The sequence below is a fragment of the Halobacterium jilantaiense genome (genome assembly GCF_900110535.1).
Lineage (GTDB): Archaea > Halobacteriota > Halobacteria > Halobacteriales > Halobacteriaceae > Halobacterium > Halobacterium jilantaiense.
Genome location: NZ_FOJA01000001.1, coordinates 1,587,938 through 1,599,581 on the forward strand (window position 1 = coordinate 1,587,938; position 11,644 = coordinate 1,599,581).

Here is an 11,644-nt window from a genome sequence, read left to right on the forward strand (position 1 = left end):
GACGGCGGGTCAGTTCCGCGGCTCGTGGACGGCGTCCAGTTCGTCCGTCTCCGGCGCGTTCACGATGGTGGCGCGGTCGCCGTCCACGGTGAGCCGGAACGCGTCCGCGAACGGGCTCTCGCCCTCGGGGATGCGCCAGACGCCGGGTTCGCCGTCGACGCGCTCGCCGCCCCAGTACCGGAGCAGGTCGCGGTAGCTGTCGGCGAACTCGGTGGCGTCCCGGGGCGAGTCCCAGGCGATACGCCACGTGTACCCGAGGTCGCCGTCCTCGTGCTCGTACACCCACATCCGTTCGCCGTCCCAGCCCTCGACTGGCGTGGTCGTGTAGTCGAAGGGGTCCCGGGAGTCCACCGCGCCGTCCCGGTAGTTCAGGAACGTCTGGGGGGAGAGGACGGCCCCCCGCCGGCTGTCGTCGTAGGCGGGGTAGGCGAGCATCGCCGTGAGGCCGCCGACGCCGACCTCCGCGTACGGCGCGCGGCCGTCGACGCTGACGCGGCTCCACTCGTTCGCCGACCGGTCACGGAGCGTCGGGTCGGCCGGCTGGTCTTCCCCGTACTTCTCGGGCTGAGCGACCTGCTCGCTGGACGCCGGCGGGTCGCCGTAGAGTTCGCCGACGGCCGCCCAGCCACCGTCCTCGTAGACCGCCTCCACGAACCCGGGGCCGTCGCTGTACGGGAAGTACGTGAGCAGGTAGACGCCGAGGTGGAGGTCGCCACCGCCACCACCGCCGCCGGCGGTCGCGCAGTCCCAGTCCGCGCCGCAGCGGTCGCCGTACTGGTGGTCGACGAACCGCGCGTCGCCCTCGACGAGCCCGCTGTTCGCGTTCGCGCGGTCGCGAGTCGGCGAGTCGTAGCCAGCGCCGAGCTGCCGGAACTGGAGCGCGTGGACGAGCTCGTGACCGAGCGTGGTCTCCCGGACCTGTGGCGTCTCCGTCGGGGAGACGACGACGATGCGGTCCTCGCTCGGCGAGTAGAACCCGAGCACGTTCGACCCGCGGTTCGACCGCTGGACGTCGATAGCGCCGCGGTCCTCGCCGACGAGGAACAGCGCCTCGAACTTCGCGTCGTCGAACGTCCGCAGCGCGTCGCTCGCGTTGCCGTTCCCCGCGTACTCCTCGCGGTACGCGTCCCGGGAGACGACGTCGACGTCGACCGGCGTCTCGAACTCGATGCCGCGCAGGCGCTCGACGCGCGCCATCGAACGGTTCACGACCATCCGGCGTTCGGTCTCGTTCAGGCCGTCGTCGTCGGTGACGGGCAGGCCCTCGTTGTACCAGTAGCCGCCCTCCCAGCCGAGCACGTCGCCGTCGGGGTCAACGAAGTCGGCGGGGGCGGTGGCGGGCTCGCCGGGCGTCGGCCGGCTGTCGGTAGCGGGCAGCGCAGAGCAGCCCGCGAGGACGACGAGCGCAGCGACGGCGACGAGCGTGAGCGCGCGCATACGTCGGGTACGGCGGCGGCGAGGAAAGGGTTTGCTCAGGCGGCGGGCCGCGTCAGTTCGCGTCGTGGACGTCGTCGAGGGCGTCGACGGTCGGCGCGTTCACGATGGTGACGCGGTCGCCGTCCACGGTGACGCGGAACGCGTCCGCGAACCCGTTCGCGCCCTCGGGAATCTGGTAGCGGTCGGTCTGGGAGTCGACGCGCTCGGCGTCGTGGTGTTCAAGGAGCTTGCGGTAGCCTTCCGCGAACTCCGCGGCTTCGTCGGGCGAGTCCCAGACGGACTTCCAGACGTACGCGGTCTGGTTGTCCTCGCCGGACGTGTCCGTGGCGTAGGGGACGAGCTTGTCGCCGTCCCAGCCCTCAGTGTAGCGGTAGCTGTAGTTGTAGAGGTCGAGGCTCTCCTGATTCTGTGCGGGTGCCAGCAGGTGGTTGACGGGGACGATCACGCTCGTGGGCGTGCTAGTCCGCTGCGTCTCGGCGTAGCTCGGGTACCACAGCATCGTGTACATCCCGGCCTCGCCGAAGGACGCGTAGTCGATGCTGCCGTTGCCCATCTCGGGCACCGACCACTCGTCGGTCGAGGTGTCCCGGACCGTCACGTCGGTCGGCTCGTCCTCGCCGTACTTCTCCGGGTGGATGGTCTGCTCGGTGCTCGCCGGCGGGTCGTCGTAGGCCGCGTTCACGGCGTCCCACCCGCCCTCCTCGCGGAGCTGCTGGACGAACGGCGGACCGTCACTGTACGGCTGGAACTGGACCGCGTAGAGACCGATGTGGAGGTCAGTGCCGCTCTCACCGCCACCCTGTTCCCGGGGCATCAGACAGTCCCAGTCAGTGTTGCAGCGCTGCTCGTAGAGGTGGTCGACGTAGTTTCCGTCACCCTCGATGATGCCGTCGCGGGCGTTGTGGAGCTCCTGCGTCGACTGGTTCATCTCCGAGATGTTGAACTGGTGTTGTTGAAGCCCGTGGAACAGCTCCTGGGAGAGCGTGACTTCGTCCATCTTCGGGGATTCCGTGTTCTCGGAGACGATGACGATTCGGTCCTCGCTCGGCGAGTAGTAGCCGCCGACGGACGCGGCGCGGTTCGACTGCAGTCGGTCGGTGGCGCTCTCGTTCTCCGAGAGCATGAACGCCGCCTCCCACTTCACGTTCTGGTGGAGGCTACCGTTCCGTGAGATGTTCGCGTACGAATCCGCAGTCTCGTTCGAGAACTCCTCCCGGGAGATGACCTCGACGGGCACCGACTCCTCGAATTCGAGGCTGCGAACGCGTTCGACGCGCGCCATCGAACGGTTCACGACCGCTGCGAGTTCGGTGTCGTTCAGGCCGTCGGAGCGGTCGACGTCGATTGACTCGTTGTACCAGTAGCCGCCCTCCCAGCCGAGGCGGTCCTCGGCGGGGTCGGCGTAGTCGAAGCTATCCGTCGATTCGGCAGGGGTCGTCGTGTTCGTCGGCGCCGTCGTCGCGGTCTCGGTCCCGGTGTCGCCGGTCATGCCACCCTGGCAGCCGGCCAACACCACGAGACACACCACTGCGACAGCGAGCAGTCGCCGTGCCATCGGCACACACTGAGTGCGCCAGTTCATAAAGTCCTGCGCACCCTCGCAGCCGGTGCAACCGCTAGCCGGCGTCGCCCACCGGCACCCGACCAATCGTTTTTGTTCCGGGGCGCGAACGCTCGCGCATGGAGTTCGACCCAGCCAGCACTGCCGTCGTCGTCGTGGACGTGCAGAACGGCTTCTGCCACCCCGACGGCAGCCTCTACGCACCGGCCAGCGAGGACGCGCTCGGCCCCGTTACGAGCCTGGTCTCGCGAGCCCGGGACGCGGGCGCGAGCGTCGTCTACACGCGGGACGTCCACCCGCCCGAGCAGTTCGACGACAACCACTACTACGACGAGTTCGAGCGCTGGGGCGAGCACGTCGTCGAGGGCTCGTGGGACGCCGAACTGCACGGCGACCTCGACGTCCGCGACGAGGACCACGTCGTCGAGAAACACACCTACGACGCGTTCTACCAGACAGACCTCGAAGGGTTCCTCGACAGCCACGGCGTCGACGACCTCCTAGTCTGTGGCACGCTCGCGAACGTCTGCGTACTCCACACCGCCGGCTCGGCCGGGCTCCGCGACTACCGGCCTGTGCTCGTCGAGGACGCGCTCGGATACATCGAGGAAGAGCACAAGGCGTACACCGTCGACCACGCCGACTGGCTGTTCGGGGAGGTCGTCGACCGAGCGGGCGTGATGTTCGCGTGACCGCAGTCAGAACAGGTAGCCGTCGTCCTCGGCCGACCGTAGCACGTGCAGCGACCCGACGAGGGCAGCAATCAGAACCGCGAGCCCGACGGCCGTGAACAGCGTCGCGTCCGGGGAGGCGTAGTCCGTGGGCTTGTAGACGATGATGCGGCGGGCGACGGCGATGACCGCCGTGACGATGACGATGCGGAGCACACTCTCCTCGCGGGTGTAGGCGACGACCGTGCGGTAGATTTCGACGACGATGAACAGCAACAGGACGGTGTCGACGAGCCCCACGACCTCGGCCGTGTCGGTGATAGCGCCGGAGAGAATGAGGTCGCCGATGGTGAGCCCGAGGTCGAAGACGCCGACGGCGAACAGGAACACGAGCACGTACGCGGCGACGATTTCGACGGCACCGATGAGCCGTTCCGTGATTTCGACGTGGTCGGCGGCGTCCATACAGGCGTAGCGGACTCCAGGCCCGAGAAAGTGGGGGCGTCCGACACTCAGTCGGCAGAACGGTCGGCGCTCCGGATGTCGACGGTGACCTCGTCGCCCGTGGTGACGTCGTGGCCGGGAGCGACGACCTTGCACCCGAGGGCGTCTCGCCCGAGCCACAGTGACAGACCCTTCGCCGGCGCGCCGTCGACGGTCACCGTCACGTCCCGCCAGGTGACGGTGCGGTCGCCGCTGCGGTCCCCCGCGACCGTTCCGAACAGCGAGACGGTCTCGCCACGCCCGCTCGCGTACCCGGTCTCGTAGTGCGGGAGGCCGCCGTCGAGGACGGCCCCGTCGTCGCTCGCGAGCGCAGCGTACGCGTCGCCGGGCGCGGGGTGGGTGGGTTCGTCGAGTCGGAGCCACGTCTCCCCGGTCTCGACGACGGTCGCTCGGCCGTCCCATGTCGCGGGCTCGACGGCCACGTCGAGGTCGAGCGGGAGCGACCCCGACGCACGCACGGCGTTCTGGCCGTGCTCGCGGAAGCCGAGGTGGAGGTGGTTGTCGACCCACGGCGCGAAGAAGCCGGACCGGACCATCTCGCCGAGCGAGTCGCCGACTGTGACCCTCTCTCCCGCCTCGACACCGGGGTCGACGTGGAGGACGCGGGCGAGGGCGTCGCCGGTGTCGAGGACAATCAGGTGGTCGTGGTCGGCAGCGTACGGGCGGTCCGGGCAGCTGACGGTTCGGGTCTCGACGACCTCGCCGGCGACGGGGCTCGGCGCGGCGGTGGCGTGGCCGTCCGCGTTCCACCCGTCGTCGGAGTAGAGGTCGACCGCGCAGCCGGCGTCGTGGGCGGGGTACGGGGAGTTGTACCGGGACACCCGCGGGTACCGGGCGACGACGTCGCCGTCGAGCGTGACCATGTCCGTGTTTCGAACCGGGAGGAATTACTCGGTTCGGTTCCAAGCGCAAGTATGCGAGTCGTTCGCGGCCGAGCCGACGACCGCGGGGCTGAGCGGAGCGAGTCCTCGGAGCGAGTGAGCGGGACACCCGCGAACCGGGACGCCGACCACGCAGTCACTAGCGACGTGCTGGACTGGGTCCGGGAGCGCGGCGAGCCGGCGGTCCACGTGTGGTCGCCGGGTCGCGTCGTCGCGTTCGGCCGCCGTGACGCCAACGAGGACGGCTACGAGGCGGCAGTCGCGGCCGCGAGCGACCACGGCTTCCCGACCGTCGAGCGCCGCGTCGGCGGCCGCGCGGTGGCGTACACTGATTCGACGCTGGCGTTCGCGCGCGTCACGCCGACCGCGGACATCCGGACGGGGCTGAGCGAGCGCTACGACGCGATGGTCGCCGACGTGGTCGACGCGCTCCAGGTCGTCGGCGTCGACGACGCTCGCGGCGGCGAGCCGCCGGACTCGTTCTGTCCCGGCGACCACTCAGTGCGGGCGGACTGCGGGAAGCTCGCGGGCGTCGCCCAGCGCGTCACGAAGGGCGCGGCGCTCACCTCAGGCGTGCTCGTCGTGGACGACCGGGACGCGATTGCCGGCGTACTCGCGGACGTCTACCCCGCGCTCGGCGTGGCCTTCGACCCGGACTCGGTGGGGAGCGTGGCGGCTGCCGGCGGCGACCCGGACCGCGTGCGCGACGAACTGGAGGACGCGCTCGTGGGGGACGCGGAGACGGAGTTCGTGGCAGCCGCGGACATCCTGGAGGACTGATTGCTGCAAGAGGAAGATTCCACCTAGCACCGGCCGATGAGCCAGCCGGTCCCTGGTGGACTGAAAGGGCGAGGCGTTCTCGGGGAACCCCGACGAAGCAAGCACCGCAGGCCGGACGCCGAGGAGCGCAGCGAGTCGCGGGAGCCGAGAACGCCGAGGGCTTTCGAGAGGAGGCTGCTGCGAGGCCGCGGCGAATACACCGAACGCCTGCAGTCCGGTCCACAGCACTTACGCGGGTACGCAGCGAGCGACGAGGTATGAGAGTCATCCGGGAGGCGATGCTCGCCGACGGGCGAGTCCGCGACGTCCGACTCGACGGGGAGCGAATCGACGCAGTGGGCGAAGACCTCGACGGGGAGGCGTTCGTCGAGGCGGACGAGAGGCTGCTGTTGCCGGGGATGATAGACGCGCACGTCCACTTCCGGCAGCCCGGGTTCGGGCACAAAGAGACGTGGGCGAGTGGCTCCCGGAGCGCCGCTGCGGGTGGCGTGACGACCGTGGTCGACCAGCCGAACACGGACCCGCCGACGGTGACTGGCGAAGCCTTCGACGAGAAGGCCGAGTTCGCTGCGGGGAGCCTCGTAGACTGGGGCGTCAGCGGCGGGGTGACCGCCGACTGGGACCCCGACTCGCTGTTCGAGCGACCGCTGTTCGCGCTCGGTGAGGTGTTCCTCGCGGACTCCACCGGAGACATGGGCATCGACGCCGACCTGTTCCGAGCGGCGTGCCGGCGGGCCGCGGACGCGGGCGTCGTCGTCACCGTCCACGCGGAGGACGCCGACCTGTTCTCGGAGGACGCGAAGTCCCGCGACGACGCGGATGCGTGGAGCGCGTACCGGGCGGCCGACGCCGAGGCGGCCGCCGTCGAGCGCGCGGTCGACGTGGGCAGCGAGGCCGGGGCCACGGTCCACATCGCACACACGTCGACGCCGGAGGGCGTGGACGCGGCGCGGGCGGGCGACGCCACCTGCGAGGTGACGCCCCACCACCTCTTCCTCTCGCGCGAGGACCTCGACGACCTCGGGACGTTCGGCCGGATGAACCCCCCGCTGCGCAGCGAGGCGCGCCGCGAGGCGCTGTTCGAGCGGCTCGCCGACGGCCGCGTCGACGTGATAGCGACTGACCACGCGCCCCACACCGGCGACGAGAAAGACGCGAGCATCTGGGACGCGCCCTCGGGCGTGCCGGGCGTCGAGACGGCGCTCCCGCTGCTGCTCGACGCGGCGCGCGAGGGCGACCTCAGCTACGAGCGCGTGCGTGACGTGACGGCAGCGAATCCGGCCGACATCTTCGGCCTGCCCCGGAAGGGCCGCGTCGAGGCGGGCCGGGACGCCGACCTCGTGCTCGTCGACCCGGAGAACGCGCGTGAGATTCGGGGCGACGACCTGCACTCGAACGTCGAGTGGACGCCGTTCGAGGGGAAACAGGGGGTGTTCCCCGAGTGGACGATGGTGCGCGGGACCGTCGTCTGGGACGGCGACGAGTTCGCGGCGTTCGACGGCGAGAACGTCCGCCAGTAAGCGTTAGACGCCGTACGGCGCGCCGGCGACGGCGGCACCGACCATCCCGCCGAGGCCGAACGCGATCAGGAGCGCCATCGCCTGTCGGCCGCTCTCGGCGGTCCAGCCCTCCGAGACGCCGAGTTCCGTCGAGAACCCCTCGATAGCGTCCCCGGACATCAGCACGCCCGACCAGCCGACGAGCCCGACGGCGAACGGGAGCGCGGCCAGCGGGAACGCCACCTCGCTGGCCTGCCGCGGACTGGTGCCGACGCCGAGGTGGAGGACGTAGAACAGGGCGAACGCCGCCGCAGCGCCGTAGCCGGCGGCGCGCGCGAACAGCCCCCAGTCGCGGCCCGCAACCTCGACGCCTGCCTGAGACATCTCAGTCGACCGTCTCCCGCATCCGCGGGTCGAGGGCGTCCCGCATGCCGTCCCCGAGGAGGTTGAACCCGAGGACGAGGATGGCGAGGAACAGCCCCGGGAAGACGGACATCCACCACTTCCCGGTGAGCAGGCCGTTCGAGACGCCGTTGTCGAGCATCAGCCCCCACGACGGCATCCCCGGACCCGCGCCGAACCCGAGGAAAGACAGCGCCGCGAAGTCGATGATGGCGAGCCCGTAGTTCAGCGTGGACTGGACGGTGACGGGCGCGAGGGTGTTCGGGAAGACGTGTTTCGCGAGCACCCGGAGGTCGTTCGCGCCGAGCGCCTCCGTGGCCTCGATGTACTCGTCTTCCAGCACTTTCAGCGCGGCTCCCCTGACGACGCGGGCGAACCGCGGCGTGTACACGAGCGTCAGCGCGATGACGACCTTCCAGAGGCCGGAGCCGAAGATGGCGACGAGCGCGAGCGCCAGCAGCAGCGACGGGAACGACAGCAGCACGTCCATCGTGCGCATGATGACGTTGTCGGTCAGGTCGCTGTAGTACGCCGCGATGATGCCGAGCGCGACACCGATGAGCGTCGACGCCGCGACCGTCACCGTGCCGTACTTCATCGCGATCCAGGCACCGTACAGCGTGCGCTTGTAGATGTCGCGGCCCGAGGCGTCCGTGCCGAAGATGTGCTGGTCGACGGGACCAGCGCCCGTCCAGCCCGGCCGCAGCCGGTCGGGGACGGTGCCGAGCTGCGACTGGGTCAGCGCGTTGAGGTCGTACGCGACCCGGGCGTAGACGGCGACGAGTATCATCCCGACGATGATCGTTAGCCCGATGACCGCGAGGCGGTTCGACAGCAGGTCCGAGAGGAACTGCGAGGACCGCAGCCGGTCGAGGGCCGTGCGGTCGTCCAGGCTGTTCGCGTCGGTTGCGGTGTCCGTACTCATTGTTGGATGCGTGGGTCGAGGTAGCTGTACGTGATGTCGACGACGAGGTTCACGAGCGTGAACAGCAGGGCGAACGTCAGCACGGTGCCCTGGACGAGCGGGTAGTCGTTGGCGTTGATGGCGGAGACCAGCATCGTCCCGATGCCGCCGATGCCGAAGACCGTCTCGGTGAGGACGGCACCGCCGAGCAGGCCGCCGAACTGGATACCGATGACCGTGACGACGGGGATGAGGGCGTTCCGGAAGCCGTGTTTCATGACGGTGATTTTCGAGCCCTGGCCCTTCGCGCGCGCCGTCCGCATGTAGTCCTGGCGCACGACTTCGAGCATCGACGACCGCATCATCCGGGAGATGAGCGCCATCGAGTAGACGCCGATGGTCACCGCGGGCAGGAACAGGTGCATGACCGCCGACACCCAGGCGTCGAACTGGCCGAGTAGCAGGGTGTCGATGGTGACCATGTTCGTGAGCGGCCACGTCGTCCCGCTTGTGACCGTGACGATATCGAAGAACGGGACGGGGAGGCTGACGCCCGCCAATCCAACGTCGTACACCGCGAACCAGGGAGCGGGGATTGACATGTCGGCTGGCAGGAACGTGAACGGGAGCCAACTGTTGTCGAGGAAGATGGTCGACCCGATGCGGCCGGACGCCGGGAAGATGGAGAGCGTCGTCGAGAACAGGAGAATGAGCATCGGGCCCGACCAGTAGATGGGGATGGAGATACCGGAGAGCGCACCGATTCGTCCGACGTGGTCGGTGAGCGTGTCCTGTTTCACCGCCGAGATGACGCCCAGCGGGATGCCGAGGAGGATGCCGATGACCTGGCCGTACAGCGCCAGTTCGAGCGTGACCGGAATCTTGTCGGCCAGCACGCTGCGGACGCTGTCGCCCTGCGCAATCTGGTAGGACTGGCCGAAGTCGAACTGCACGGCGTCGACGAGGAACCGACCGTACTGGACGTACACCGGGTCGTTCAAGCCGAGTTCCTGCCGGAGCTGGACGACCTGCGACTGGGGGGCGCGCTGCCCGAGGATGACCCGTGCCGGGTCACCCGACGCCAGATGGAGGATGACGAACACGAACGTCGCCACTCCGAACAGGACCGGCACGAGCAACAACAGCCGTTTCAGAATGAACCGCTTGGAAGCCATGAATGTAGAGCGTCTGCCCGGACCTGTACAGCCCGGGGGTTTGTAGTTTTCTCAGTCGCGCTGTCAGTTCATCTCGACGAGTTCGAGGTACGGCCCACCGACCGAACTCACCGTGTAGCTGTCGGCGTTGACCGACTGGTGGACGCCGCGGATGAGCTCCGCGTAGTCGATGAACATCCACGGCGCGTCGTCGTGGGCAATCTGGGACGCTTCGAGGTAGAGGTCGCGGCGCGACCCCTCGTCGTACGTGGTCTGGCCCTCGTCGACGAGTTCGACGTAGTCCTTGTTCACCCACGCGGCGACGTTCGACGCGTTCGCCTTGTCATCCCACGGGATGTGCTGCTGGTCGGCGGACAGCTCCGAGGCGTCCACGCCGGGGTGCAGCAGCACGTAGAGGAAGTTGTCCGGGTCGGCGTTGTCGGTGTACCAGCCGAGCAGGCAGGCGTCGTGGCGGCCGCCGTACGTGTACTCGATGTAGGAACTGAACGTCGAGAACTGGTTGATCTCGACCGAGACGCCGATCTCTTGCAGGTCGGACTTGATTTGGTTCGCCGTCTGGAGCGGGCTCGGGTTGTACCCCCGGGGGTTCGAGAACGTCGCCAGCTCGAAGCTGAGGTCGGTCGCACCCGCCTCCTCGAGCAGGGACTGCGCCTCCTCGGGGTCGTGGGGGTACGGTTCGAGGTCGTCGTTGTGCCCGAGGACGTCCGGCGGGAGCGGCTGGTCGGCTTCCGTGGCGAAGCCCTGATAGATGTCGTCGACGATGGCCGACCGGTTGACCGCGAGCGTGATGGCGCGCTTCACACGGGGGTCGCGGAACGCCTCCTTCCGGGCGTGGTTGAACGCCATGTAGCCGACGTTGATGCCGTTCTTCTGGACGACGGACGCGGAGCCCGAGCCGTCGACCTGCTGGATGGACTGCGCGTCGAGGTTGTCCGTGATGTGCGTGTCGCCGTTGATGAGGTCCTGCGCACGGGTCTGGTTCGACCCGATGGTCTTGAAGATGACCTGCGCGACGTTCGGGCCCTCACCCCAGAAGTCCTGGTAGCCGGACAGGAGGATGCGCTGGTTGGAGTTGTCGAGCTCCTCGAACATGAACGGGCCCGTGCCCTTGGGGTCGGTACCGAGTGAAGCCTGATCCTCGGGCGTCGCGCCGACACCCTCGATCTGTGTCTTCGACATGATGGCGGCGGCGAACATCGCGAGGTTCCGGACGAACGGCGCGTACCGCTGGCTGAGGTTGAACTGGACCTCGTACTCCGAGGGAACCTCGATGGATTCGACCCAGTCCCCGAACGTCACCGAGGAGTACCCCGAGCGGTTGTCGGTGCCGAGGAAGTACTCGTAGTCCTCGTCGATGAACCGCCGGACGGTCGCGCGGACGTCCTCCCCGGTGACCTCTTCGCCGTTGTGGAAGGTGATGCCTTCCTTGAGCGTCACCGTCGCCGTGGTCTCCTCGAGGTTCCACTCGTTGGCGAGCCCGTCGGTGAGCTGCCCGCCGCTGCCGGGAACGAAGTCGATGAGCGTGTCGAAGACCTGGTTGGTGACCTTCGCGACTTCGCCGCTGGTGGTCTGCTGGGGGTCGTAGTTCGTCGGGTGGTCCCCGCGGGAGTACACGAGCGTCCCGCTGAGGTCGCTCCCGCCGTCGTCCTGTTCGGTCGTCTCGTCGGTTTCAGTCCCGTCGCCGGTGTTCTCGCTGGCTTCGGTGGTGTCCTCACCGCTGTCACCGTCGCCGCTGGAACAGCCGGCGAGTGACGTTGCGACGACTGTCGCAGCGCCGGCCGACTTCAGGAATGTGCGCCGGTCTACCGTATCACGTGGCATACCCGGTAA

At 68.7% G+C, this 11,644-nt stretch carries 11 protein-coding genes; 3 read left to right on the forward strand and 8 right to left on the reverse strand.

Features of this window, described 5'->3' with window-relative positions:
* Positions 1-9 precede the first annotated feature (9 nt).
* Together BMW35_RS08165 and BMW35_RS08170 are read right to left on the reverse strand one after the other, a co-directional pair.
* On the reverse strand, positions 10-1,437 hold the full coding sequence (locus tag BMW35_RS08165; protein ID WP_089668866.1) for an Hvo_1808 family surface protein: 1,428 nt from the start codon (positions 1,435-1,437) through the stop codon (positions 10-12).
* A 52-nt stretch (positions 1,438-1,489) separates the two neighbouring features.
* Positions 1,490-2,992 (reverse strand): Hvo_1808 family surface protein, encoded by a 1,503-nt coding sequence (locus BMW35_RS08170; RefSeq protein WP_089668867.1) that lies wholly within the window; start codon positions 2,990-2,992, stop codon positions 1,490-1,492.
* Between the two features lie 125 nt (positions 2,993-3,117).
* Here BMW35_RS08170 and BMW35_RS08175 point away from each other — a divergent pair, with 125 nt between their 5' ends.
* Positions 3,118-3,690, forward strand: coding sequence for a cysteine hydrolase family protein (locus BMW35_RS08175; RefSeq protein WP_089668868.1), 573 nt, complete (start codon positions 3,118-3,120; stop codon positions 3,688-3,690).
* A gap of 6 nt (positions 3,691-3,696) precedes the next feature.
* Here the strand turns inward: BMW35_RS08175 and BMW35_RS08180 are convergent, their stop codons facing one another.
* Together BMW35_RS08180 and BMW35_RS08185 are read right to left on the reverse strand one after the other, a co-directional pair.
* Positions 3,697-4,134 carry a phosphate-starvation-inducible PsiE family protein gene (locus tag BMW35_RS08180; protein WP_089668869.1) on the reverse strand — a complete coding sequence of 146 codons (438 nt, stop codon included), beginning with the start codon at positions 4,132-4,134 and terminating at the stop codon, positions 3,697-3,699.
* Positions 4,135-4,181: 47 nt separating this feature from the next.
* The gene (locus BMW35_RS08185; protein WP_089668870.1) at positions 4,182-5,036 is read right to left on the reverse strand and encodes a DUF8155 domain-containing protein; all 855 of its coding nucleotides are present in this window, start codon (positions 5,034-5,036) and stop codon (positions 4,182-4,184) included.
* A 51-nt stretch (positions 5,037-5,087) separates the two neighbouring features.
* On the opposite strand from BMW35_RS08185, the gene BMW35_RS08190 reads away from it, so the two are divergent.
* Together BMW35_RS08190 and BMW35_RS08195 are read left to right on the forward strand one after the other, a co-directional pair.
* Positions 5,088-5,834 (forward strand): lipoyl protein ligase domain-containing protein, encoded by a 747-nt coding sequence (locus BMW35_RS08190; RefSeq protein ID WP_245708155.1) that lies wholly within the window; start codon positions 5,088-5,090, stop codon positions 5,832-5,834.
* Positions 5,835-6,091: 257 nt separating this feature from the next.
* Positions 6,092-7,354 carry a dihydroorotase gene (locus tag BMW35_RS08195; protein ID WP_089668871.1) on the forward strand — a complete coding sequence of 421 codons (1,263 nt, stop codon included), beginning with the start codon at positions 6,092-6,094 and terminating at the stop codon, positions 7,352-7,354.
* A 3-nt stretch (positions 7,355-7,357) separates the two neighbouring features.
* On the opposite strand, the gene BMW35_RS08200 is transcribed toward BMW35_RS08195, so the two are convergent.
* From BMW35_RS08200 to BMW35_RS08215, 4 genes are all read right to left on the reverse strand, one after another.
* Positions 7,358-7,717 (reverse strand): DUF7268 family protein, encoded by a 360-nt coding sequence (locus BMW35_RS08200; protein WP_089668872.1) that lies wholly within the window; start codon positions 7,715-7,717, stop codon positions 7,358-7,360.
* Position 7,718: 1 nt separating this feature from the next.
* On the reverse strand, positions 7,719-8,660 hold the full coding sequence (locus tag BMW35_RS08205; protein ID WP_089668873.1) for an ABC transporter permease: 942 nt from the start codon (positions 8,658-8,660) through the stop codon (positions 7,719-7,721).
* Positions 8,657-9,814, reverse strand: coding sequence for an ABC transporter permease (locus tag BMW35_RS08210; protein WP_089668874.1), 1,158 nt, complete (start codon positions 9,812-9,814; stop codon positions 8,657-8,659). The genes BMW35_RS08205 and BMW35_RS08210 overlap by 4 nt, the downstream gene beginning before the upstream one ends.
* A gap of 63 nt (positions 9,815-9,877) precedes the next feature.
* Complete coding sequence (locus BMW35_RS08215; protein ID WP_089668875.1) at positions 9,878-11,635, reverse strand: ABC transporter substrate-binding protein; 1,758 nt, start codon at positions 11,633-11,635, stop codon at positions 9,878-9,880.
* Positions 11,636-11,644 lie beyond the last annotated feature (9 nt).

Coding starts and splice junctions, on each gene's coding strand:
- BMW35_RS08165 (WP_089668866.1), bottom strand. CDS start 1,437: ATGCGCGCGCTCACGCTCGTCGCCGTCGCTGCGCTCGTCGTCCTCGCG.
- BMW35_RS08170 (WP_089668867.1), bottom strand. CDS start 2,992: ATGGCACGGCGACTGCTCGCTGTCGCAGTGGTGTGTCTCGTGGTGTTG.
- BMW35_RS08175 (WP_089668868.1), top strand. CDS start 3,118: ATGGAGTTCGACCCAGCCAGCACTGCCGTCGTCGTCGTGGACGTGCAG.
- BMW35_RS08180 (WP_089668869.1), bottom strand. CDS start 4,134: ATGGACGCCGCCGACCACGTCGAAATCACGGAACGGCTCATCGGTGCC.
- BMW35_RS08185 (WP_089668870.1), bottom strand. CDS start 5,036: ATGGTCACGCTCGACGGCGACGTCGTCGCCCGGTACCCGCGGGTGTCC.
- BMW35_RS08190 (WP_245708155.1), top strand. CDS start 5,088: ATGCGAGTCGTTCGCGGCCGAGCCGACGACCGCGGGGCTGAGCGGAGC.
- BMW35_RS08195 (WP_089668871.1), top strand. CDS start 6,092: ATGAGAGTCATCCGGGAGGCGATGCTCGCCGACGGGCGAGTCCGCGAC.
- BMW35_RS08200 (WP_089668872.1), bottom strand. CDS start 7,717: ATGTCTCAGGCAGGCGTCGAGGTTGCGGGCCGCGACTGGGGGCTGTTC.
- BMW35_RS08205 (WP_089668873.1), bottom strand. CDS start 8,660: ATGAGTACGGACACCGCAACCGACGCGAACAGCCTGGACGACCGCACG.
- BMW35_RS08210 (WP_089668874.1), bottom strand. CDS start 9,814: ATGGCTTCCAAGCGGTTCATTCTGAAACGGCTGTTGTTGCTCGTGCCG.
- BMW35_RS08215 (WP_089668875.1), bottom strand. CDS start 11,635: ATGCCACGTGATACGGTAGACCGGCGCACATTCCTGAAGTCGGCCGGC.